This window comes from Mycobacterium rhizamassiliense, from assembly GCF_900157375.1.
Classification (GTDB): domain Bacteria; phylum Actinomycetota; class Actinomycetes; order Mycobacteriales; family Mycobacteriaceae; genus Mycobacterium; species Mycobacterium rhizamassiliense.
This window is the reverse complement of the sequence record NZ_LT721901.1, coordinates 3,235,180-3,257,048: the sequence shown is the minus strand read 5'-3', so window position 1 is coordinate 3,257,048 and position 21,869 is coordinate 3,235,180. Positions and strand designations below refer to the sequence as shown.

Here is a 21,869-nt window from a genome sequence, read left to right as displayed (position 1 = left end):
AGCCGCATAACAGTACCTGAGGGCCCCGGCCACCCGGCATGGGTCCTTGCCGAACTTTCAGCGCCGCCGCGGCGGGTCGGAGAGGAATCCCAGCAGGTCATACCGGGTAATGACGCCGACGGGTTTACCCTGCTCGACGACCATCAGCGCGTCCCAATCCCGCAGTTCCTTCCCGGCAGCGCTGACCAATTCGCCGGCGCCGATCATTCGCAGCGGCGGACTCATGTGCTCGGAGACGGCGTCGGCCAGCTTGGCCCGGCCCTCGAACACCGCCGAGAGCAGTTCGCGTTCGGAGACACTGCCTGCGACCTCGCCGGCCATCACCGGCGGCTCGGCGCCGACGACCGGCATCTGGGACACCCCGTATTCGCGCAGGATGCCGATCGCGTCGCGCACAGTCTCGGACGGGTGCGTGTGCACCAGATCGGGTAGCGCGCCGGACTTTCCGCGCAACACGTCGCCGACGGTCTGTTGTTCCGTCGAGCCGTCGAGGCGACTGCGGAAGAAGCCGTAGGACGACATCCACGCGTCGTTGAAGATCTTCGACAGGTAGCCGCGGCCGCCGTCCGGCAGCAGCACCACGACCAGCGCGTCGGGGCCGGCCTCCTCAGCCACCTTCGACGCGGCGACCACCGCCATGCCGCACGAGCCGCCGACCAGCATCGCCTCTTCCCGGGCCAGCCGCCTGGTCATGTCGAACGAGTCGGAGTCGGACACCGCGATGATCTGGTCGGGCACCGAAGGGTCGTAGGCGGCCGGCCAGAAGTCCTCGCCGACGCCCTCGACCAGGTAGGGCCGCCCGGTGCCGCCCGAATACACCGAGCCCTCGGGGTCGGCGCCGATGACGCGCACCGCGCCGCCGGACACCTCCTTGAGGTAGCGGCCCGCCCCGGTGATCGTCCCGCCGGTGCCGATACCTGCGACGAAGTGGGTGATCTTTCCGTCGGTGTCGGCCCAGATCTCCGGGCCGGTGGTCTCGTAGTGGCTGGCCGGGCCCTGCGGGTTCGCGTACTGGTCTGGCTTCCAGGCGCCGTCGATCTCGGTGACCAACCGGTCCGAGACGGTGTAGTAGCTGTTCGGGTGCTCGGGCGGGACGGCCGTCGGGCACACCACCACCTCGGCGCCGTAGGCGAGCAGCACGTTGCGCTTGTCCTCGCCGACCTTGTCGGGGCAGACGAAGACGCACTTGTAGCCGCGCTGCTGGGCGACCAGGGCCAGCCCGACGCCGGTGTTGCCCGAGGTGGGTTCGACGATGGTGCCGCCCGGCTTCAGCAACCCCTTGGCTTCGGCGTCGTCGATCATGTTCACCGCGATGCGGTCCTTGGAGCTGCCGCCCGGGTTGAGGTATTCGACCTTTGCCGCCACCGTGCCGGCGCCGGCGGGAATGACGGAGTTCAACCGGACCAGCGGCGTGCCGCCGATCAGCTCGCTGATGTGCTGCGCGATTCGCATGCGTTCATCGTCTCAGGCGATATCGCGCCGCGCACATCCACTCCGCGGGTGGGGCCGTCAGCCGGTGGCTTCGCGGATGTAATCGCCGATCTGGCGCAGCGAGCGTTGCGCCTCCGGCACCAGCGGCGCCGCCAGCTGGAAGTCGTGCATCTGGCCGGGCCAGACGCGCACCTCGGCCGGAACCCCAACGGCCGCAAGCCTGCTGGCCGCCAATTGCGCGTCGTGCAGCAGCACTTCGGACCCGGACACATGAATCAGGGTGCGCGGGAGTCCGGGCGTGATGTGGTCCAGGGGCTCGTATATTTCTTCCGGTTTGCCGTCCACGATGTTCTTCTCGGCGGCGCTGGCGACCAGCTTGACGAGCGCGTCGAACGCATTGGCCGGGAACATCGCGTCGGTCTTGATGTTGGGGTGGGCCTGCTTGTGTTCCTTGGCGAGCTGCAGCAGCGGCGAGATAGCCACCAGCGCCGCCGGCTCCTCACCCTCGCGCTGCAGCCGCTGCGCGAGGGCCAGCGCCAGGTAGCCGCCCGCGGAGTCGCCGCCCAGCACGATCTGGTCGGCCGGGAAGCCGCGGTGCCGCGCCCACTGGTAGGCGTCGTAACAGTCGTCGAGCGCCATGCCGACCGAATGTTTGGGCAGCAGACGGTAATTCACCACCAGCACCGGCGAATCGGCGAAGTTCGAGATGGCCTCGACGATGCGGCCATGCGAGTTCGCCCCGCAGGTGAGGAACGCTCCGCCGTGGAAGTAGACGACGATCCGCCGGGTGCCGTCGGCCGGCAGCACGCCGGGCGCGCGCACCAGCTGCGCCGAAGCATGGGGCAGTTCGACGGTGTCGCGAACGGTGGCCGAGACCGGAAGCAGCGCCTTAGCCGCGAAATCGAGGACGCCCCAAGGCCACGGGAGCGTGGGGGCGTTGCTGCCGACGGCCAGAATCGGCCGGATGGTCACCCGCGCCGCCAGGCTGGCGACCCGGGCGGCGACACTGGGCCCGGATTCGAGTACCTCGACCGGGGCGCCGTCGCTGCTGGCGTACTTGCGGGTTTGTGCCTTGCGTGCCTTGAGGACATCGCGCGGCCGAATGGCCTCTCTGGGTGAGCCGGAAACCCTACTTGGTGCGCTCATGCTCGCCACTTTCTACGTCGTTGTAGTGCGATACAGCATGTGGAGTCAGCTGAGCGTCAGTCGATTCCCCTCGCCGAGTGGTTCAGCCCCTCCCGTAAACTTAGCTTCGCAGCCATTTCTGTGTGCAACGTTTGAAGAGTCTGATTTGATACCACATTTGATTCACAACGTGACCACATTGTTTGCCGGCAACCCGCACAAATGCGGCCGCGGTTCTAGACTGGGCGCGTGACCATGCGGTTGCCGCGTCGTTCGACCATCGCCCTGGCCACAGCGGGTGCACTCGCCTCTACGGGTACGGCCTATTTGGGGGCGCGCAATCTGCTTGTCGGCCAGGCTACTCACGCGCGCACTGTCATCCCCAAGGCGTGGGATGTCCCGCCCCGCGCCGACGGCGTCTACACGCCCGGCGGCGGACCCGTGGAGCGATGGCAGCGCGGCATGTCGGCGGACCTGCACCTGATGATCTTCGGGGACTCGACCGCAACCGGTTACGGCTGCATGAGCGCCGAAGAGGTGCCGGGTGTACTGGTCGCCCGTGGGCTCGCCGCTCAGACGGGCAAACGAATTCGATTGAGCACCAAGGCGATTGTGGGCGCTACCTCGAAAGGTGTTTCGGGCCAAGTCGATGCGATGTTCGTGGCCGGAGCGCCGCCGGACCTCGCCGTGATGATGATCGGCGCCAACGACATCACCGCGCTGAACGGGATCACTCCGTCGGCGCGGCGGCTGGGCAGGACGGTGACGAAGTTGCGCAACCGCGGCGCGGTGGTGGTCGTCGGCACCTGCCCGGATCTGGGCGTCATCTCCGCGATCCCGCAGCCGCTGCGCTCGCTGGCGCACGCCCGGACCGCGCGGCTGGCCCGCGCGCAGGCCGCCGCAGTGCGTTCGGCCGGCGGTACCCCGGTGCCGCTGGCGAACCTGCTGGCGCCCCAGTTCCGGGCGACGCCGGAGCTGATGTTCTCCGCCGACGGCTTCCACCCCTCGCCGACCGCCTACGCGCTGGCCGCGGCGCAGCTGCTGGTGGCGTTGTGCGACGCGTTGGGCCAGGAGGTACACAGCCCGGTGCTCAACGTGGCCGCGCGGTCGGGTGAGCCCGAGTTCGGTCCCGCCAACACGCGATTGAGCGCCATGGCCCGGCTGTGGCGGCGCCCCGCCTCCAGTTCGGCCGCCCCGTCGTCGTACCAGGAAACGGGCAGCGACTAGATTCATCTCTGCTGGTTTGCCACCCGTTCGTGGGCGAGCCGGTATCCGTTGGAAGGGATCGAAGGGAACCGTCATGCCCGAAGCCGTCATCGTCTCCGCCGCGCGCTCACCGATCGGACGCGCCATGAAGGGATCGCTGGTCAGCATGCGCCCCGACGATCTGACCGTCCAGATCGTGCGCGCCGCGCTCGACAAAGTGCCCGCCCTGAACCCGCACCAGATCGACGACCTGATCCTGGGCTGCGGCCAGCCTGCCGGTGAGTCCGGATACAACCTGGCCCGCGTCGTCGCCGTCGAGCTCGGCTACGACTTCCTGCCCGGTACCACCGTCAACCGGTACTGCTCGTCGTCGTTGCAGACCAGCCGGATGGCGTTCCACGCGATCAAGGCGGGCGAGGGCGACGCGTTCATCTCCGCGGGTGTGGAGACCGTGTCCCGGTTCGTCAAGGGCAGCGCAGACTCGTGGCCGGAGACCAAGAACGAAGTGTTCGGCGACGCGCAGGAGCGCTCGGCCGCGGCGGCCGAGGGCGCCGACGAATGGCACGACCCGCGCGCCGACGGCAACATCCCCGACATCTACATCGCCATGGGCCAGACCGCGGAGAACGTCGCGCTGCTGACCGGCGTCAGCCGCGAGGACCAGGACCACTGGGGCGTGCGCAGCCAGAACCGCGCCGAGGAAGCGATCAAGAGCGGCTTCTTCGAGCGCGAGATCATCCCGGTCACCCTGCCCGACGGGACGACGGTCAGCACCGACGACGGGCCGCGGCCGGGCACCACCTACGAGAAGATCAGCCAGCTCAAGCCGGTATTCCGGCCCAACGGCACCGTGACCGCCGGCAACGCCTGCCCGCTGAACGACGGCGCCGCCGCGCTGGTGATCACCAGCGACACCAAGGCCAAGGAGCTGGGCCTGACCCCGCTGGCCCGCATCGTGTCCACCGGCGTGAGCGGCCTGTCGCCCGAGATCATGGGCCTTGGCCCCATCGAGGCGACCAAGAAGGCGCTGCAGCGAGCCGGCCTGTCGGTCAGCGACATCGACCTGTTCGAGATCAACGAGGCCTTCGCCGTGCAGGTGCTGGGCTCGGCCCGCGAGCTCGGGATCGACGAGGACAAGCTGAACGTGTCCGGCGGCGCGATCGCGCTGGGCCACCCGTTCGGCATGACGGGCGCGCGCATTGCCACCACGCTGCTCAACAACCTGCAGACCCACGACAAGACGTTCGGTCTGGAGACCATGTGTGTTGGCGGCGGCCAGGGCATGGCGATGGTGATCGAGCGGCTCAGCTAGGCCTTAGCTAGGCCTTCGCGGTCCGGCGTGCGCCCAGGGCGGCGACACGCCGGTCGGGCCCGCCGCCCCCGCACACCCAAACACCCTCAGCGCACAAAGAAGCCGGCACGCCTCATCGACGTGCCGGCTTCTCCCGTAGAGCAGCTAATCGTTCTGCAGATAACTGAGCAGACGCAGGATTTCGAGGTACAGCCAGACCAGCGTGACGGTCAGGCCGAGTGCGATGCCCCACGCCGCCTTCTCGGGCGCGCCCGCGCGGATCATCTGGTCGGCCGCGTCGAAGTCGATCAGGAAGCTGAACGCCGCGATGCCAATCATCACCAGCGAGAACAGGATCGCGATCGGGCCGCCGCTGCGCAGGCCCAGACCGGCGCCGCCGCCCACACCGAACATCGCCAGCAGGAAGTTGCCAAGCAACAGGGCCAGGGCGCCGAACATCGCGCCGACCACCCAGCGGGTGAACTTTGGCGTAACTCTGATCGCGCCGGTCTTGTAGACCACGAGCATGCCGAAGAAGACGCCGAGGGTACCCAGGACCGCCTGCAAGATCAGCATGCCGGCACTGACGTGCGACACCGTGAAGTTGGCGAAGACGAACGAGACGGCGCCGAGGAACAGGCCCTCGAGCACCGCGTAGCTGAGCACGATCGCCGGGCTGTCCTGCTTGCGCCCGAAGGTGGCCACCAGGACCAGCCCGAGGCCGCCCAGCGCGCCGATCAGGGTCAGCGGCATCGCCAGCGCCAGGTTGGCCGACACCAGGAAGTAAGAAACGACCGCCGTGGCCGTCAGCACGGCCAGCGTGATGCCGGTCTTCGTGACGACGTCGTCGATGGTCAGCGGCCTCGAGGCCCTGGCCTCCTGGTACGGCGCCGCGTAGGGGTCGGCCTGGTAGTAACCCTGCTGACCGGCACCCATGCCAGTGCCGAATTGCGCGTATCCGCCGCTCTGCTTGGGCAGCGAACGAAATACCGGGTTGCTTGTTTCCCGCACCGTCGGATCCTCTCCTAAGACTGTGGTTCGAGCTGTGCGAACACCTGCTCAACGAGCGGTCGTCGTCCCGGGTTCCCAGTGGAGCTGGGTTTTATTAGGTGTTTCCGGGCTCCGATGCTGTCGTCGGCTTAAAGATAATCCTTACCCGCCAAAAACGCTGCTGTTGGCACGCTCTAGATTGCTGGTCAAGGCCCGGGCGGCCGTTATTGCCACGCCTCGGGCACCAATTCCGGCGATGGGAGGCTCGGGCGTGACCGACGGTGTGGCTGAGGAAACCGACGAGGTCTTGTCCCGGGTCGACAACGGTGTCGGCTTGATCACGCTCAACCGCCCCAAGGCGATCAACTCGCTGAACCAGACCATGGTGGACGCGCTGGCGCCGCTGCTCGACCGCTGGGCGACCGACGATTCCGTGCGCGCGGTGGTGCTGACCGGTGCCGGCGAGCGCGGGTTGTGCGCCGGCGGCGACGTGGTTTCGATCTATCACAGCGCGCGCAAGGACGGCATCGAGGCGCGACGCTTCTGGCGCGACGAGTATCTGCTCAACGCCCAGATCGCCGAATTCGCCAAGCCGTATGTGGCGTTGATGGACGGCATCGTGATGGGTGGCGGCGTCGGTGTCAGCGCGCACGCGAACACCCGCGTGGTGACCGACCGCTCCAAGATCGCGATGCCCGAGGTCGGCATCGGCTTCATCCCCGATGTCGGCGGGATGTTTCTGCTGTCCAGGGCGCCGGGCGGCCTGGGTCTGCACGCCGCGCTGACCGGCGCACCGTTCTCCGGAACCGACGCCATCGCCATGGGGTTCGCCGACCACTATGTGCCACACGGCGATCTCGAGGCGTTCACCCGGACCGTCGTCGCCGACGGCGTCCAGGACGCGCTCGCCAAGCACGCCATCGAGCCACCACCCAGTGCCCTTGCCGCACAACGTGATTGGATCGACGAATGCTACGCGGGTGAAACCGTCGAGGACATCGTCGCACGGTTGCGCGCGCACGACGCGGGCCCGGCGAACGACGCCGCCGACCTGATCGCCACCCGATCCCCGATCTCGCTTTCGGTGACCTTGGCGGCGGTGCGCCGCGCCGGCAAATTGGAAACAGTGAAAGACGTTCTGGTTCAAGACTATCGGGTGTCTTCGGCGTCGCTTCGGTCACACGACCTGGTGGAGGGCATCCGGGCGCAGCTGATCGACAAGGATCGCAATCCGAAGTGGTCACCGGCAACGCTTGCCGAGGTGACGGCGGCTGACATCGAGGCGTACTTCGCGCCGGTCGACGACGACTTGAGTTTCTAGAAAGGCGATGTGCAATGACGGAAACAAGCTACGAAACCATCCTGGTCGAACGCGACGAGCGGGTAGCCATCATCACCCTGAACCGGCCGCAGGCGCTCAACGCGCTCAACAGCCAGGTGATGCACGAAGTAACCACCGCCGCAACCGAATTCGACAATGACCCGGGTGTGGGCGCCATCATCATCACCGGTTCGGCCAAGGCGTTCGCCGCGGGCGCCGACATCAAGGAGATGGCCGACCTGAGTTTCGCCGACGCGTTCAGCGCCGACTTCTTCGCCCCGTGGGCCAAGCTGGCCGCCGTCCGGACGCCGACGATCGCCGCGGTGGCCGGGCATGCACTGGGCGGCGGGTGTGAGCTCGCGATGATGTGCGACCTGCTGATCGCCGCCGACACCGCCAAATTCGGCCAGCCGGAGATCAAGCTCGGCGTGCTGCCCGGCATGGGCGGTTCGCAGCGCCTGACCCGCGCCATCGGCAAGGCCAAGGCGATGGACCTGATCCTGACCGGTCGCACCATCGGCGCCGAGGAAGCCGAACGCAGCGGCCTGGTTTCGCGGGTGGTGCCGGCCGACGACCTGCTGACCGAGGCCAAGGCCGTCGCGACCACCATTTCGCAGATGTCGCTGTCGGCCGCCCGGATGGCCAAAGAAGCCGTCAACCGCGCCTTCGAGTCCACCCTGACCGAGGGGCTGCTCTACGAACGCCGGCTGTTCCATTCGACTTTCGCGACCGACGACCAGTCCGAGGGAATGACGGCCTTCATCGAAAAACGCGCTCCCAACTTCACCCATCGGTAAGCTGCTGCGATGAGCGAAACGGGCTCTGCGACAACCACCGATGCCCAGCCCGACGCCAGCGCCCAAGGTACCGCAGTAGCTCCGGGGGCTGTCCGAAAGCCTTGGTGGGTAAGGCATTATACGTTCACCGGCACCTCGGTCGGCCTGATCTTCATCTGGTTTTCCCTAACGCCGTCGCTGCTGCCCCGCGGCCCGCTGTTCCAGGGGCTGGTCAGCGGGTTCTCCGGCGCCATCGGCTATGGGCTGGGCGTCTTTTCGGTCTGGCTGGTGCGCTACATGCGTGAATCGAAGTCCAGCCCGCCGGCGCCGCGCTGGGCGTGGAAGGTGCTGATCCCAGTCGCCGTGGTCGGCCAGGTGCTGATGGCGATCTGGTTTCACGTGTGGCAGGACGATGTGCGCGACCTGATGGGCGTGGCGCACCTGCAGTGGTATGACTACCCGCTGTCCGCAGTCCTGTCGCTCGTGGCGCTGTTCACCGTCGTCGAAATCGGCCAGTTCATTCGCTGGCTGGTCAAATTCCTGGTGGGCGAACTCGATCGGATCGCTACCTTCCGCCTCTCGGTGACCATCGTGGTGGTCGCGCTGGTGGCGCTGACGATCACCCTGCTCAACGGTGTGGTGATCAAGTACACGATGCGGACCCTGAACAACACGTTCGCCTCGGCCAACAACGAGATGAGCCCGGACACCGCAGCGCCAAAAAGCGCACTGCGATCGGGCGGCCCCGAATCGCTGGTGTCGTGGGAGTCGCTGGGCCACCAGGGCCGCATCTTCGTCAGCGGCGGCCCCCACCTCGACCAGCTGAGCGCTTTCAACGGCGCCCCGGCCGTCGAACCGATCCGCGCCTACGCCGGGCTGGATTCCGCCGACGGCATCACCGCGACCGCCGAGCTGGCGGCGCGCGAACTGCAACGCGAAGGCGGCCTGCAGCGCCAGGTCGTCGCGGTCGCAACGACCACCGGGACCGGCTGGATCAACGAGGCCGAAGCCTCGGCGCTGGAGTACATGTACAACGGCAACACCGCGATCGTGAGCATGCAGTACTCGTTCTTGCCGAGCTGGTTGTCCTTCCTGGTGGACAAGGAGAATGCGCGGCACGCCGGGCAGGCCCTGTTCGAGGCGGTGGATCGACTGATCCGGCAGCTGCCCGAGGAGCAACGGCCCAAGCTCGTCGTGTTCGGTGAGAGCCTCGGATCCTTCGGGGGCGAGGCGCCGTTCATGAGCCTCAACAACGTGCTGGCCCGCACCGACGGCGCGTTGTTCAGCGGACCGACGTTCAACAACACCATCTGGACGGACCTGACGGCGACACGCGACTCCGGTTCGCCGCAGTGGCTACCGATCTACCACGACGGCCGCAACGTCCGATTCGTCGCTCGCCCAAGCAATTTGGATCGCCCCAAGGACCCGTGGGGACATCCGCGGGTGGTGTATTTGCAGCACGCGTCCGACCCGATCGCGTGGTGGACGCCGGATCTGCTGTTCAGCAAGCCGGATTGGCTGCGCGAAAGGCGGGGCTACGACGTGCTGCCGCAAACCCGTTGGATTCCGGTCGTGACGTTCCTGCAGGTCTCGGCCGACATGGCGGTCGCGGTGGACGTGCCAGACGGGCACGGCCACCGCTATGTCGCCGACGTCGCCGACGGCTGGGCCGCGGTGCTGTCACCGCCGGGGTGGACGCCGGAGAAGACCGAGAAGCTGCGGCCGATGCTGCATTCCAACGAGTGACTAGAGCCAGCGTCGTACGGCGCCGCCGGCGTTGGCCAGCGCCGCTGGGGCGGGCGGCTCACCGCGCAGCTCGTCGAGCACGCCCGCGCCGGCCAGCGCGTGGTAGCCGCCGATGACGTCGGTGGCGCGGTGCAGGCCGATGTCGAGCAGGGCCGCCGCCGCCAGGCTGGACGTGTAGCCCTCCGAACACAGGATCACCCAATGGACGTCGTCGCCGACGGCCTCGGGCAGCCGGGCGTCGCTGGTGGGGTCGCAACGCCATTCCAGGACGTTGCGTTCGATGATCAGGGCGCCCGGCACCTCGCCTTCGCGAAACCGCTGGGCCTGCGGCCGGATGTCGACCAGCACCGCGCCGCGGCGCAGCGCGTCGGGCACCTGGGCGGCAGGCAGGCGCCGTAACCGGCGCCGAGCCGATCTCAAAACCACGTCGATGCGGCTGCTCATCACGTCCCCTCCGGTTGATCGGTCAGCTCGGTGCGCTGGCGGCGCAGCGTGTTGCGCTCGGTGATGTCGTAGTACGACATGGCCGACAGCGGCGGCGAGTAGGCGTGCACGCTCAGGGTCGGCGTCACCGGCCCGTTGAGGGAGATCACCGGCCCCGGCGACGGGCGCGGCGCCCACACCACGTCGTGCACCCAGCCCAGCGGAAACCCGGCCTGATCGCCGGCATCCAGCCGGCGCCGGCGCAATCCCCGGCCGTCCCAGCGGAATTCGTTGAGCGACCCGGACAACACGGTCAGCGCGCCCAGCGATCCCCCGTGGTCGTGCAGCTCGGTCGCGTGGCCCCGGACCCAGCTGATCAGCCAGATATCCAGCTCGTCGTCGCCGTGGACGCGGGTGAACCAGCGCTGCGACCGCGGGACGCCGTCCTCGGGCAGCAGGTGGTCGCAGCGTCCGGACAGGACGTCGTCAGCGGCCTGATCGGTGGCATGCAGCAGGTCGGAAACCCGCAGGCGCGTGGGACCGGCGGCTGGCGAAGCCAGGCCTCGTGGACGCGGCGCAACGGAACTAACGGCAGGCAAAGACATTGGTGAGAGCTCCAGGGAAAACGGGATGGGCAAGCGGCGGCGTTAAGGCCGACAACACTCACAAAATCCGAAGCGCTCGATCACGGCCGCCAGTGTATGCATAAATTGACTCTGTGCGTCGCTGCTGTCGTACGTCCCCGCGGTGGGCCGCGGTCGTCGTGGCGGCCGGGTTGGCCGGTCCGCTCGGGCTCGTCGCGTGCGCGCACGGCGCCCCCAGCGCCACGGCCCCCTCGTCGTCGGCGCGCCCGTCGGCCAGTGCGCGCATCCCGAGCGCGGCGCCCCCCGGCGCGGTCGGGATCTCCCCCGCCGGCGTCACGACCAGGGTCGACGTCCCGGCGGAGTCGACCGAAGAGCAGTACTACCAGGCCTGTCACGCCGCAAAGGTGTGGATGGAAGCCCAGCCCAAAGCCGGTGGTCAGTCGCTGCTGGAGCCCTATCTGGCGATGGTTCAGGCCGCGCCGTCCGGCACCCCGGGCAGCTGGAATGCCCGGTGGGCGGAGCTGACGCCGGCCCGGCAGGCGGCCGTGATCACCGCCGCGGTCGCCGCCGCCGGCGACGAATGCGGCTAGCCGATTCGACCCCATGCGCAATTACGATCACGCGTGAAAAAACCCCCTCCCGGCCCGGCGCCGGCGCGCTGCGCAACGCAAAATGGACGGGTGCCCGGGGAAGTCACACGTCCATCAGCACCGCCGCGGGTGGCGGTGGCGCTGGGCAGCGGCGGCGCCCGGGGCTACGCCCACATCGGGGTGATCGAGGCGCTGACCGCGCGCGGCTACGAGATCGTGGGGGTCACCGGCTCTTCGATGGGTGCGATCGTCGGCGGGCTGCATGCGGCCGGGCACCTCGACGAGTTCGCCGACTGGGCGAAGTCGCTGACCCAGCGCACCATCCTGCGGCTGCTCGACCCGTCGATCAGCGCGGCCGGCGTGCTGCGGGCCGGCAAGATCCTGGACGCCGTGCGCGACATCCTGGGCCCGGTCGCCATCGAAGACCTGCCGATCCCCTACACCGCGGTCGCCACCGACCTGCTGGCCGGAAAGTCGGTGTGGTTTCAGCGCGGCCCCCTCGACGAGGCGATTCGGGCCTCCATCGCGATCCCCGGCGTCATCGCCCCGTACGAGGTCGACGGCCGGCTGCTTGCCGACGGCGGCATCCTGGATCCGCTGCCGATGGCCCCGCTCGCGGCGGTCAATGCCGACCTGACGATCGCCGTGGCCGTCAGCGGCAGCGAGGTGATCGACAAGCGCGAGCCGGAGCCGGGCGCGACGGCCGAGTGGCTGAACCGCATGGTGCGCAGCACTTCCGCGCTGCTCGACACCAGCGCTGTCCGCTCGCTGCTCGACCGGCCGACCGCGCGGGCCGTGTTGAGCCGACTCGGGACGGCGGACGAATCGGACGAGGAACTGCCCGGCAGCGAGGAGCACGAACTCGATGCGGCGCTTGAAGTTCCGAAGCTGGGCAGCTTCGAGGTGGTCTACCGCGCGTTCGACATCGCCCAGTCCGCGCTGACCCGCCACACGCTGTCGGCGTATCCGGCCGACCTGCTGATCGAGGTGCCGCGCTCGACGTGCCGAAGCCTGGATTTCCACCGCGCGGCAGAGATGATCGAGGTCGGCCGCGCGCTGGCCGAGCAGGCGCTGGATTCCCACGAACGGGCGACGGAGCAACCCGAACCACCCGCGGCCCAGGGCTAGCCTCCCGCCACGAGACACCTTGTGGCAAAAGGGAACTCGCGGTCTGATCAGACGCCCAGGAACCGCGCGATCGCCGGCGCTTCGCGGCGGCCCTGTTCGCGCCCGGCCAGCGCCGAGGGGATGCGGCAGCGCGGATCCAGCAGGTTGGGCCCGAACGCCTCCAACGAGTCGGCGTCGGCGAACACGGCGAGCGTCGCTCCGGGGAACGCCGCGAGCTCCGCGACCGGCCCGTCGCCGAACGGCCAGGGCGCGTCGGGCGCCGAGGGCACCAGGACCACGGCCGCATCGCAATCGCGCGCGACCCCCACGTTGACCGGGCTCGCGATCCCGCCGTCCATGTAGCGCCTGCCGTCGATCGTCACCGGCGGCCACGCGCCGGGCACCGCGCAGCTGGCCGCCACCGCGTCGACGAGCTCGACGCCCGAATCCCGGTCGAACACCACCAATTCGCCGGTGGCGGTGTCGATTGCGGTGATGCGCAGGGTGCGCCGCGGCCAATCGTGCGCCGGCAAGCGCTGCGCGATGACCCCGCGGCGCACCGGCTCGGCGACGGTCGCGGTGGTCAGCGCCACGGCGCCGATGCGCTGCATCTGCTGACGCGTCTTGTCCAGCGACGGCTCGTAGGGCCCGCCCAGCGCCGTCAGGAAGAGTTCGGTGATGGTCTCGAAGTCGACGCCGGAATCGATCTCCCCCGATGCCTCGCCGACCTGCCGGTCGAATAGTGCCTCTAGCGTGTCGCCGCTGCCGATCTGCGCCGAGACCGCCGAGCCGGCCGACGTGCCGACCAGGACGTCGGATTCCAGCAGCAGCCGCGCCGCCGCCGGTGACTCGTCGGCGATACCCCGCAGAACGCCGGTCTCCCAAGCGATCCCGGCTATCCCCCCGCCGGCCAGCACCAGCGCGCGTTTGGTCGTCATGTCACAACTTTCGGGTGTTCGGCAGCGCGTGCTGCGCGTCTTCGACCGGCACGCTGAGGTCTTCCCGGCGCAGCAGATGCCGCGGTGGGTCCGGCAGAATCAGCGTCCGGGTGATCTGCAGGCCGGCGTCGACATGCACCAGCTCGCCCGGGTGCAACAGCCGCCAGCGCGGGTCGTCGTCCATCGGTTCGGTGGCCAGCACCACCGACGGTCGCGCGCACAGCGAGTCGGACTGCGCGTGAATTCGCTTGGTACGCAAGTCGAACTCCGGCTCAGTTGCCGCCGTCTCGTCGGACCGGTCCAGCAGGCAAAGCTGATGGGTTTCCGGGTAGCGCAGCGCCCAGATGTCGGTGGCCGTGCTCAGCAACACGTTGACCGCATAGATCGGGATGTTGTCCGCCAGCCATCTCATGGCGTCGGCCAGGCCGGCCGGGATGTCTCCGCCGTGTGCGCGAATGGACGCGGTGATCAAGGCGAACATCCGCTCGGAGTCGGTGTCGCCCTGCACCAGGTGGTCGGTGCCTACCTCGCGCAGCCGTTCGTCCAGGACATCGAGGCCCTCGAGCACGCCGTTGTGCGCGAAGATCCTGCCATCCTGCTGGAACGGGTGGGTGTTGCGGACGTCCAGCGAGCCGGTGGTCGCGTAGCGGACATGGGCGATGAACGTCGTGCCGGTCAGCTGGTGCGACTCGGTGGCGAACGTCGCGTCCTGCCATGCGGCGATCGGCTCCTTGTACAGGTGCGGTTCGCCGTCCGCGCCGAAGACGCCCAAGCCGGTGCCGTCGGGGTTCTTTCTGCTCTGTTCGGACAGGCTGTCGGGGGCGTCCAACAGCCAAAACGTTGCGACGCACGCGTGCTTGCCCGCGTGCAGCCCGAAGAGTCGACACATGGTCAGACGGTACCGAAGCCCGCGCGGCGCCTCTCAGTCGCGCGCCTCGACGACCTCGTAGCCGTCCTCGGCGTAACGCGACCGGATGGTCTTCTTGTCGTACTTGCCCACGCTGGTGCGCGGAATTTCGTCGGCGAACGCCCACCGTTCGGGCAACCACCATCGAACGACCTTGTCCGCGAGGAACTTTCGCAGCTCGGCGGCGCTGGCCGATGCGCCATCGTTGAGCACCACGACGGCCAGCGGCCGTTCCTGCCAGCGCTCGTCGGGAACCGCGACGACCGCGGCCTCGAGCACGTCGGGGTGACCGATCAGGCAGGTCTCCAGTTCGACCGACGAGATCCACTCCCCGCCGGACTTGATCACGTCCTTGGCGCGGTCGGTGAGGGTGACGAAACCCTCCTCGTCGACGCGGCCGACGTCGCCGGTGCGCAGCCAGCCGGAGTCAAACTTGGATTCGTCGTGCCCGCGGTAATAGGAGGCGGTGATCCACGGCCCGCGGACCTCCACCTCGCCCACGGCCTGCCCGTCGTTGGGCAGCACCGCGCCGTCGTCGGCGACGATGCGCATCTCCACGCCGCAGATCGGTCGGCCCTGCGTCCCGCGGATGGCCCAGTGCCGATCTTCCGAGGTGCCGACCGACGGCCAGGCCAGGGTGGCCAGCGGCGACGTCTCGGTCATGCCCCACAGCTGCCGGATCTGGACGCCGTACTTGTCCTCGAAGGTGCGCATCATCGACACCGGGACGGCCGAGCCGCCGCAGCCGACCAGGCGCAGCGACGAGATGTCGTGGTCGGGGTCCTTTTCGAGGAGATGCATCACGTCGTTCCAGATGGTCGGCACCGCGCCGGCCACCGTGGGCCGCTGCGTCTCGATCATGTCGACGATGGCCGGGGGGTTCATGTTGCAATCGGGCAGCACCAGGTCGGCTCCCGCCATCACCGCCGCGTACGGCAGGCCCCAGGCGTTGGCGTGAAACATCGGCACGATCGCAAACACCCGGTCGCTGGATCCCACCCCGATGCCGTTGGTGCTGCACGTGGCCATGGTGTGTAGGTAGCTCGAACGATGGCTGTAGACAACACCTTTGGGGTTCCCGGTGGTGCCGCTGGTGTAGCACATCGCGGCCGCCGACCTCTCGTCGATGTCCGGCCAGTCGAATTCGGTGGACTCGCCATCGATCAACTCCGCGTAGCGCAGCACCGTCTTGCCCGACTCCTCCAGCGCGGCGGTGTCGCCCTCGCCGACCGCGATCACGGTGTGCACCGTTTCGAGGTGCGGCAGTACCGGCGCAAGGAGCTTGGCCAGTGACATGTCCACCAGCACCACCCGGTCCTCGGCCTCGTTGGCGACGAAGGCGATCTGCTCGGGGAACAGCCGGATGTTGAGGGTGTGCAGGACCGCGCCCATCGAGGGCGCCGCCAGGTAGACCGCCAGGTGTTCGGCGTTGTTCCACATGAACGTCGCGACGCGCTCGTCGCCGGTAATACCGAGGCGGCGCAACGCGTTTGCGAGCTGCGCAGCCTGCTGACCCAATTCCCGGTAGGTGGTGTGCCGGTAGCCGTCGCTGGTGGCGGTCGTGACCGTGCGGGCGCCGTGGACGCCGCAGCCATGCCGCAGGATCGCGGTGATGGTCAATGGGAAGTCCGACATCGTGCTGTCCATCGATCTACCGCCCTGGTCTCTGCGCCGCTGCCGCCTGATGCCGGTCGGCGAAATGCTATCGCCGTGGGCGCTCCTGGGGAACGGGTTCCCCGGACAGCGCGCGTCGTATTCCGAGGTTAGTCGGCGAGACTAGGTGAGCGCGGGCTCGTAAGCCATGAGCTCGGGCATCACCCACGCCGCGGGTACGTCGTCGCAGGGCAGGGCGTCCTCGACGGACAGCTGCCCGGCCCACGAGACCGGCGCCACGGTGACGGCGCCGGAGTAGTCGGCGACGTAGAGGCGCTTGCCATCCGGGCTTTCGACAACGCACGACGGCTGGGCGGGAGCCCGCAGGGTGCCGACGATGTCGTGGGTCAGTGTGCACAGCACGGTGACGCGGTCGTCGCTGACCAGGTACGCCCGGTCGCCGTCGGCGCTCAGCGTCAGTCCGGTCAGGATGCCGCTGAGTTCGCCGAGCTTGCGGGTGCTGCTGATCTTGTGCCTGCGGGTGTCGACGACGTCGACCACCACGCCCACGTCGGGATCGCAGCTGGCCACGTAGGCCAGCGCGCCGTCGGGGCTGAGCGCGATGCCGCGCACGGGCAGGCCGATGTCCACCGAACCGACGACGCGCGAGGACGTCTGCGCGCGGTCGCGCGGCCGGGTGGCCGGCTGCTGGCGCCACCGGGGGCGCGCCGGTTCGTCGGGCGGCGCGTCGGTGCCGATGACGACGAGCCGGCCGCCGGCCGATCCGTTGACGCCGACGTAGACGCTGTCGCCGCCGGGGCCGACGCAGACGCAGTCGGCCGTGGTTCCCGGCTCCCGCACGCCGAGCTCGATCGTCTCGATTTCGCCGGTCTCGGTGTCCAGGACGGCCACGTCGGCGACGTTGGCCCCGTTGCGGCTGGCGTAGACGCGCCGGCCGCGCGCGGCGACCGCCAGGTCGCTGACGGACAAGGCGAGCGAATGCGTCGCGACCACGCTGTGGGTGGCCGTGTCGAGCACCGCGATGGAGTCGTAGGCGGGCGACACGGTGCTGACGTAGGCCCGGTCGGTTCCCGGGCCTGCGCCGGCGAGGGCGAACGGCTCGTCGAGCCCGTCGATGGTTTCGATCACGCGGCAACGGTCGGTGTCGATGACGGACACGCTGTTGCCGCCGTAGTTGGACACGATCAGCCGGCTGCCGTCGCCGTTGGTGGCGAGGCCGCTGATCGGGCCGTTGCCGACGGGGATCTCGACGGAGAGGGGCTCGATCGCCGCAGCGTCGAGCTCTAATGCTTCGGTGGCGGCCTCCCGGCCCTTGATGTCGCTCATGGTGGCACCGCCTTTGCTGTTGTGGTCCGGCTGTCCGGGTCCAGGTCAAACGTCGCTGCGCGACCAGTGGTCCTCGGCTACGCGGATTCCAGCACGTAATGCTGTCCTGTCGGTCAATTCTATCCATCGGGTTTTCCGCCGCCGCCGCTAAATAAACCCCTGTTATCCATGTCACGCAATCGGCCTAAACGGGCCGCGCATTCCATTTATCGGATTATTAGTATTCGCGCTCTCAGGCAAACTAGATATATGGCGTTAGCAGTATGTTATATAGCTGCAGCTAACCCATGTGCGCCACATATATATTGGCTTTCGATAAGAAATTCTCAGCATATTAGAGCAAAAGGAGGTAAACGTCACATTTCGCAGGTCACCGTGTCGCCGGAGGAATTTTCTTCGCAGTGAAGTCCCGCAAACGGGTTAGCTGAAGTGCGTATCCGGCCGCGGCAGGGCGACGCCGTCGACGGCGATGTCCAGCTTCTCGTTGTAGAACGCCACCAGGCCGGCGATCTGACCGACGGCCGGCACCGGGAAGTGGTAGGTCCACGCCAGGTCGGGATGTACCGAGTCGCCGGCCCGCACCGACCAGTAGCCCGTCGTCGTGCCCTTGTAGGGGCACGACGTCTGCGTGGCGCTGGGTTCCAGGTGCTCGAAGACGATATCGGCCGGATCGATGTAATACCTTGTGGGCAAACCGGTTTCGAACAACAGGACCGGGGATGCGGTGTCGGCCAGCACGACGCCGTCCAGCTCGACGCGGACGTGGCGATGCGAGCGCAGCGCGTCGACTCGCGTGTACGGGCTGCGCGGGTGGACGTAGATCGGTTCGTCCTCCTCGAACCACCGCAACGCAGCCCACTCGAATCGCACCATGCCGGCGACCGGGCTGTCGGTGCCGGCGTCGAACACCCGCGCCGCGGACGGGTGCGTCTGGCCGCCGCCGACCAGTGAGTGCAACTGCGACGCGCCGAATTGCACCTTCTGCGGGTGGTCTTCGTCGCGCAGAAACTCCGCCCGGACATCGGCCAATGGCACGTAATAGGCTGGGTAATAAGGCATTTCCCACACATAGCGGGCCGCGGTGGTGTCGAACACCAGCTCGGAGCCGAGGTAGCCGCGGACGCGCCGGGGTGCGGGCTCCACCCGGCCGCGCTCGGTGGCGGTCTGCGGGTAATCAGGTTCGGCGGACATCGCGGACCTACTGATCCCGTGAGGCCAGGCCGGCCGGGGCGTGCGAAATCGCTTTGTGGATGGCGTCGGCCAGCGCCAGCGCGCTTTCCTCGGTGAGTTCCAGCGCCACCCGCGCCGATGGCCCCAGCTCCGGATTGATCACGTCGATGTTCACCGTGTGGGTGTACGGCGCGTGCACCGCGTGGTCGATGTACACCGTCGCGCGGTTGGCGCCGAACCACCCCGTCGGCCCCTTGCCGCTGCCGTCTATCTCGACGTGTTCGGTCAGATATGTGCACATGCGGCCGCGCCTAGCCTTTCAGGTACGTGGCGAAGAACTCGTCGATGTGGCGCCATCCGTCGACGGCGGCCTCCGGCCGGTACGCCGGCCGGTCGACGGAGAAGAACGCGTGGCCCGCGCCCTCGTAGGAGTGGAACTCGTGGTGCTTGCCCAGCTTGTCCAGCTCGGCGTCCAGCGTCGCCACCGCGGGCGGCGCGGGGAACTTGTCGTCGGCTCCGAACAGGCCCAGCAGCGGGCAGCTCAGGTTCGACGCGAGGCCCAGGATCGGCTTCATCGCCTTGGGCATGCCCTCGGGCGGGTCCTCGACGATAAAGGCGCCGTAGCAGTCCACCGCGGCGTCGAACGGCAGCGAGCACGCCGCCAGGTATGCGTGCCGCCCGCCCGAACAGTGCCCGATGACGCCGAACTTGCCGTTGGCCCCCGGCAGATTGCCCAGGTGCGCCACCACGCCGGCCACGTCGCCGACCAACCGCTCGTCCGGCACCCCGCCCGCCGCGCGCGCCGCCGCAGCGGCGTCGTCGGGCGCAGCACCCGGCGCCTCGCGCGAGTAGAGATTCGGGGCGATGACGTGATAGCCGCTGACCGCGAGCCGCCGCACGAATTCCTTGGTCTCCCGGTCGTAGCCCGGCATGTGATGGATCCAGACGATGCTGCCGCGCGATCCGTCGGCGAGCGGCGTCGCGAGGTAGGCCTCGATCTCGTCGCCGCCGTGGCCGATGACGCTGATCGTCTCTGCGCGAATGGCATCTGGGCTGAACGCGTTCATCGCGATGCTCCTTGGTTGGTGGGTGCGCCCGACGCCACCAACGTATCCAACTCAGGAATCGCCGAGGTGAACGCTAGCCCCGGCGGTCGCGCACCTTGTAGGTCGAGGGCCACGATTTCCGGGACTCGTCTCCGGTCAACGGGGTCCCCATCCCGCCGACCTTGACGTTGTAGGCCTCCTTGCCCGGGCCCACCTCGCGGTTGGCATGCTCTTGGGCGAGGTAGTACAGCTCGTCGATGGTCGCCTCGTCGTAGGCCACGAACGACGTCTCCCTGGCGACGTCGTCGATGCCGACCAGCATCCGATCCGGCAACCAGCGGGACGCCAGCGCCGCCAGACCCAACAGCGAGAACGGGATCACCCAGTAACAGACGAACGACAGCGGGGTCTTGGTGTCCAGGATGGTGGCATCCCCCTGCACGATCGGCGGGATCGCCGACGACACCGTCATGCCGGCGAATGCCGCGACCCATACCCAGGTCAAAACCGTGGTGATGCGTGCGAACAACTCGGTCTTGACGATGTCGGGAGGCTGCTCGGCCGCGGCGAACTCCCGCACGAACGGCTTACCGATCAGCAGGCCGATCAACGCCACCAGGAAGATGCCCGCGTTGCTCAGCGGCTGGATCCACCGCTGCATGAACGAGTCGCTGAGCGTGAACGTCAGGACCGCCAGCACCACGAACGTTGCGACAGCTCCGATTTCCAGCGTGCGTCCCGGCTTCCCCAACACCCTGCTGACCACGAATGCGGCGATCGCGATCACGAGCGCGACCAGAACGGCGGCGGCGAACGGGACGTTTCCGACCAGGACCCAGTAGACGATCCACGGCGCGAAGCCAAACAGCATGCCCATGCTGCGTCATCCTATGAGTGACGGTTCACGCCGCGGCGGCCGGGCAAAGCCATTAGATTGCGTCTGTAGTGAACGACGATCCGCGCAATGACGTTGTCTCCCGGCAATACGATCGCTGGCAATACCCGCCGCCGATCGCCGATCTGGAGGCCTACTCCAAGAACAACTGGGAGTGGTTCGACCCGTTTCGCGCGCACCGGGTGCTGTGGCCGGACCTGGACTACCGGCCAAATCTCGACATCCTGATCGCGGGTTGCGGCGCCAACCAGGCGGCGGTCTTCGCCTTCACCAATCGCGACGCCAAGGTCGTCGCCGTCGACGTCAGCCAATCGGCACTGGATCATCAGCGGTACCTGAAGGGCAGGCACAGCCTGGACAACCTGGAGCTGCACCAGCTGCCCATCGAGGAATTGTCCACGCTGCAAAGAGATTTCGACCTGATCGTGTCCACCGGCGTGCTGCACCACATGGCCGATCCCCAAACCGGCATGCGCGCGCTCGCGGGCTGCCTGCGACCCGACGGCGCCATCGGGGTCATGCTGTACGCCAAGTACGGCCGGACCGGCGTCGAGCTGCTCGAGTCGGTCTTTCGCGACCTCGGCCTGGGCCAGGACGATGCGTCGGTGCAGCTGGTCAAGGACACCATCGCGGTGCTGCCCGCCGATCATCCCGTGCACAGCTACCTGAAGGTGGCCCGCGATCTGCAGACCGACGGCGCGCTGGTCGACACGTTTCTGCACGGACGCGCGCGCACCTACACGGTGCCGGGGTGCCTCGACCTGGTCGCCGCCGCGGGGCTCGCGTTCCAGGGCTGGTTCAACAAGGCGCCCTACTACCCGCACGACTTCCGGGAACCGGCCAGCGGATTGCAGGCCGAGCTGGCGGCTCTGCCGGACGGCGTCGAGCTGTGGTCGGTGATGGAGCGCCTGCAGACGCTCAACGCGACACATTTCTTCATGGCCTGCCACCCCGAACGCCCGAAAGAGCGCTACACGATCGACTTCTCGTCGACGCGGTCCCTCGACTACGTCCCACTGGCGCGCACCGCGTGTGCGCTGTCTGGCGCCGAGCTCGTCGGACCCGCCGCCCGGATCACGCTGCCGCCGGAGCAGCTGGCGTTCGCGCAACTCGTCGACGGCCACCGCAGCATCCGCGAAATCGCCGCCCTGACCGCCCAGCGCGACGACGGGCAGCCCGCCGACACCGCCGCGGCAGAGGGCTTCGCCCGCAAGCTGTTTCAGCGCCTGTGGCGGCTGGACTTCCTGTCGATGGCCATCGACGGCGGCAGAATGCCTGCGTAAGTGATTGCGGCGCAAGCTGTTTCGTGTTGTCATCGCGGTACCGCGACGCCCCCGTGCGGGCCGGGCTTGCATCTGGCGAATTTTGCCGTCGCGACAT

21 protein-coding genes are annotated in these 21,869 nt (G+C 68.2%); 8 read left to right on the top strand and 13 right to left on the bottom strand.

Annotated features, from left to right (window positions below; translation table 11 throughout):
• Positions 1-57: 57 nt before the first annotated feature.
• Together MRAB57_RS15955 and MRAB57_RS15950 are read right to left on the bottom strand one after the other, a co-directional pair.
• On the bottom strand, positions 58-1,452 hold the full coding sequence (locus MRAB57_RS15955; protein WP_077088212.1) for a cystathionine beta-synthase: 1,395 nt from the start codon (positions 1,450-1,452) through the stop codon (positions 58-60).
• A gap of 57 nt (positions 1,453-1,509) precedes the next feature.
• Positions 1,510-2,577, bottom strand: a complete 1,068-nt coding sequence (locus tag MRAB57_RS15950) for an alpha/beta hydrolase (protein WP_077088211.1) — start codon at positions 2,575-2,577, stop codon at positions 1,510-1,512.
• Between the two features lie 228 nt (positions 2,578-2,805).
• Here MRAB57_RS15950 and MRAB57_RS15945 point away from each other — a divergent pair, with 228 nt between their 5' ends.
• Together MRAB57_RS15945 and MRAB57_RS15940 are read left to right on the top strand one after the other, a co-directional pair.
• The gene (locus MRAB57_RS15945; protein ID WP_077088210.1) at positions 2,806-3,783 is read left to right on the top strand and encodes an SGNH/GDSL hydrolase family protein; all 978 of its coding nucleotides are present in this window, start codon (positions 2,806-2,808) and stop codon (positions 3,781-3,783) included.
• Positions 3,784-3,856: 73 nt separating this feature from the next.
• Positions 3,857-5,074 (top strand): acetyl-CoA C-acetyltransferase, encoded by a 1,218-nt coding sequence (locus MRAB57_RS15940; RefSeq protein WP_077088209.1) that lies wholly within the window; start codon positions 3,857-3,859, stop codon positions 5,072-5,074.
• 144 nt (positions 5,075-5,218) lie between these two features.
• Here MRAB57_RS15940 and MRAB57_RS15935 read toward each other — a convergent pair whose 3' ends face one another.
• Positions 5,219-6,064: a Bax inhibitor-1/YccA family protein gene (locus MRAB57_RS15935; protein ID WP_077088208.1), complete on the bottom strand. Its 846-nt coding sequence runs from the start codon at positions 6,062-6,064 to the stop codon at positions 5,219-5,221.
• A gap of 262 nt (positions 6,065-6,326) precedes the next feature.
• Between MRAB57_RS15935 and MRAB57_RS15930 the strand changes: the two genes are divergently transcribed.
• From MRAB57_RS15930 to MRAB57_RS15920, 3 genes are read left to right on the top strand one after another with little or no spacing between them, the layout of a single operon-like run.
• Complete coding sequence (locus tag MRAB57_RS15930; RefSeq protein ID WP_108638093.1) at positions 6,327-7,364, top strand: enoyl-CoA hydratase/isomerase family protein; 1,038 nt, start codon at positions 6,327-6,329, stop codon at positions 7,362-7,364.
• A 14-nt stretch (positions 7,365-7,378) separates the two neighbouring features.
• The gene (locus tag MRAB57_RS15925) at positions 7,379-8,161 is read left to right on the top strand and encodes an enoyl-CoA hydratase (protein WP_077088207.1); all 783 of its coding nucleotides are present in this window, start codon (positions 7,379-7,381) and stop codon (positions 8,159-8,161) included.
• A gap of 9 nt (positions 8,162-8,170) precedes the next feature.
• Complete coding sequence (locus tag MRAB57_RS15920) at positions 8,171-9,889, top strand: alpha/beta hydrolase (RefSeq protein WP_077088206.1); 1,719 nt, start codon at positions 8,171-8,173, stop codon at positions 9,887-9,889.
• Here the strand turns inward: MRAB57_RS15920 and MRAB57_RS15915 are convergent, their stop codons facing one another.
• Both MRAB57_RS15915 and MRAB57_RS15910 read right to left on the bottom strand, forming a co-directional pair.
• Positions 9,890-10,333, bottom strand: coding sequence for a rhodanese-like domain-containing protein (locus MRAB57_RS15915; RefSeq protein WP_077088205.1), 444 nt, complete (start codon positions 10,331-10,333; stop codon positions 9,890-9,892).
• Positions 10,333-10,917, bottom strand: a complete 585-nt coding sequence (locus MRAB57_RS15910) for a cupin domain-containing protein (protein WP_077088204.1) — start codon at positions 10,915-10,917, stop codon at positions 10,333-10,335. The genes MRAB57_RS15915 and MRAB57_RS15910 overlap by 1 nt, the downstream gene beginning before the upstream one ends.
• Positions 10,918-11,030: 113 nt before the next feature.
• Between MRAB57_RS15910 and MRAB57_RS15905 the strand changes: the two genes are divergently transcribed.
• Together MRAB57_RS15905 and MRAB57_RS15900 are read left to right on the top strand one after the other, a co-directional pair.
• Positions 11,031-11,486 (top strand): lipoprotein LpqV, encoded by a 456-nt coding sequence (locus MRAB57_RS15905; RefSeq protein ID WP_077088203.1) that lies wholly within the window; start codon positions 11,031-11,033, stop codon positions 11,484-11,486.
• Positions 11,487-11,576: 90 nt separating this feature from the next.
• On the top strand, positions 11,577-12,614 hold the full coding sequence (locus tag MRAB57_RS15900; RefSeq protein ID WP_245835937.1) for a patatin-like phospholipase family protein: 1,038 nt from the start codon (positions 11,577-11,579) through the stop codon (positions 12,612-12,614).
• A gap of 47 nt (positions 12,615-12,661) precedes the next feature.
• Here the strand turns inward: MRAB57_RS15900 and MRAB57_RS15895 are convergent, their stop codons facing one another.
• The 8 genes from MRAB57_RS15895 to MRAB57_RS15860 all read right to left on the bottom strand — a co-directional run bounded on the left by MRAB57_RS15895 (position 12,662) and on the right by MRAB57_RS15860 (position 20,471).
• Positions 12,662-13,531: a patatin-like phospholipase family protein gene (locus tag MRAB57_RS15895; RefSeq protein WP_077088201.1), complete on the bottom strand. Its 870-nt coding sequence runs from the start codon at positions 13,529-13,531 to the stop codon at positions 12,662-12,664.
• A gap of 1 nt (position 13,532) precedes the next feature.
• A complete protein-coding gene (locus tag MRAB57_RS15890; protein ID WP_077088200.1) occupies positions 13,533-14,420 on the bottom strand; it encodes a class II glutamine amidotransferase in 888 nt (295 codons plus the stop codon).
• 33 nt (positions 14,421-14,453) lie between these two features.
• The gene (locus MRAB57_RS15885) at positions 14,454-16,085 is read right to left on the bottom strand and encodes a long-chain fatty acid--CoA ligase (protein WP_077088199.1); all 1,632 of its coding nucleotides are present in this window, start codon (positions 16,083-16,085) and stop codon (positions 14,454-14,456) included.
• A 129-nt stretch (positions 16,086-16,214) separates the two neighbouring features.
• Positions 16,215-17,378 carry a YncE family protein gene (locus tag MRAB57_RS15880; RefSeq protein WP_077088198.1) on the bottom strand — a complete coding sequence of 388 codons (1,164 nt, stop codon included), beginning with the start codon at positions 17,376-17,378 and terminating at the stop codon, positions 16,215-16,217.
• 420 nt (positions 17,379-17,798) lie between these two features.
• On the bottom strand, positions 17,799-18,569 hold the full coding sequence (locus MRAB57_RS15875) for a DUF427 domain-containing protein (RefSeq protein ID WP_077088197.1): 771 nt from the start codon (positions 18,567-18,569) through the stop codon (positions 17,799-17,801).
• Positions 18,570-18,576: 7 nt separating this feature from the next.
• Positions 18,577-18,849 (bottom strand): DUF6295 family protein, encoded by a 273-nt coding sequence (locus MRAB57_RS15870; RefSeq protein ID WP_077088196.1) that lies wholly within the window; start codon positions 18,847-18,849, stop codon positions 18,577-18,579.
• 10 nt (positions 18,850-18,859) lie between these two features.
• Entirely contained in the window at positions 18,860-19,615 is a 756-nt protein-coding gene (locus MRAB57_RS15865; RefSeq protein WP_077088195.1) for a dienelactone hydrolase family protein, read from the bottom strand.
• 73 nt (positions 19,616-19,688) lie between these two features.
• Positions 19,689-20,471, bottom strand: coding sequence for a hypothetical protein (locus MRAB57_RS15860; RefSeq protein WP_077088194.1), 783 nt, complete (start codon positions 20,469-20,471; stop codon positions 19,689-19,691).
• A 68-nt stretch (positions 20,472-20,539) separates the two neighbouring features.
• On the opposite strand from MRAB57_RS15860, the gene MRAB57_RS15855 reads away from it, so the two are divergent.
• Entirely contained in the window at positions 20,540-21,772 is a 1,233-nt protein-coding gene (locus MRAB57_RS15855) for a class I SAM-dependent methyltransferase (RefSeq protein ID WP_077088193.1), read from the top strand.
• Positions 21,773-21,869: the final 97 nt, after the last annotated feature.

Coding starts and splice junctions, on each gene's coding strand:
- MRAB57_RS15875 (WP_077088197.1), bottom strand. CDS start 18,569: ATGTCCGCCGAACCTGATTACCCGCAGACCGCCACCGAGCGCGGCCGG.
- MRAB57_RS15885 (WP_077088199.1), bottom strand. CDS start 16,085: ATGGACAGCACGATGTCGGACTTCCCATTGACCATCACCGCGATCCTG.
- MRAB57_RS15890 (WP_077088200.1), bottom strand. CDS start 14,420: ATGTGTCGACTCTTCGGGCTGCACGCGGGCAAGCACGCGTGCGTCGCA.
- MRAB57_RS15865 (WP_077088195.1), bottom strand. CDS start 19,615: ATGAACGCGTTCAGCCCAGATGCCATTCGCGCAGAGACGATCAGCGTC.
- MRAB57_RS15895 (WP_077088201.1), bottom strand. CDS start 13,531: ATGACGACCAAACGCGCGCTGGTGCTGGCCGGCGGGGGGATAGCCGGG.
- MRAB57_RS15955 (WP_077088212.1), bottom strand. CDS start 1,452: ATGCGAATCGCGCAGCACATCAGCGAGCTGATCGGCGGCACGCCGCTG.
- MRAB57_RS15910 (WP_077088204.1), bottom strand. CDS start 10,917: ATGTCTTTGCCTGCCGTTAGTTCCGTTGCGCCGCGTCCACGAGGCCTG.
- MRAB57_RS15950 (WP_077088211.1), bottom strand. CDS start 2,577: ATGAGCGCACCAAGTAGGGTTTCCGGCTCACCCAGAGAGGCCATTCGG.
- MRAB57_RS15870 (WP_077088196.1), bottom strand. CDS start 18,849: ATGTGCACATATCTGACCGAACACGTCGAGATAGACGGCAGCGGCAAG.
- MRAB57_RS15920 (WP_077088206.1), top strand. CDS start 8,171: ATGAGCGAAACGGGCTCTGCGACAACCACCGATGCCCAGCCCGACGCC.
- MRAB57_RS15915 (WP_077088205.1), bottom strand. CDS start 10,333: ATGAGCAGCCGCATCGACGTGGTTTTGAGATCGGCTCGGCGCCGGTTA.
- MRAB57_RS15860 (WP_077088194.1), bottom strand. CDS start 20,471: ATGGGCATGCTGTTTGGCTTCGCGCCGTGGATCGTCTACTGGGTCCTG.
- MRAB57_RS15925 (WP_077088207.1), top strand. CDS start 7,379: ATGACGGAAACAAGCTACGAAACCATCCTGGTCGAACGCGACGAGCGG.
- MRAB57_RS15880 (WP_077088198.1), bottom strand. CDS start 17,378: ATGAGCGACATCAAGGGCCGGGAGGCCGCCACCGAAGCATTAGAGCTC.
- MRAB57_RS15940 (WP_077088209.1), top strand. CDS start 3,857: ATGCCCGAAGCCGTCATCGTCTCCGCCGCGCGCTCACCGATCGGACGC.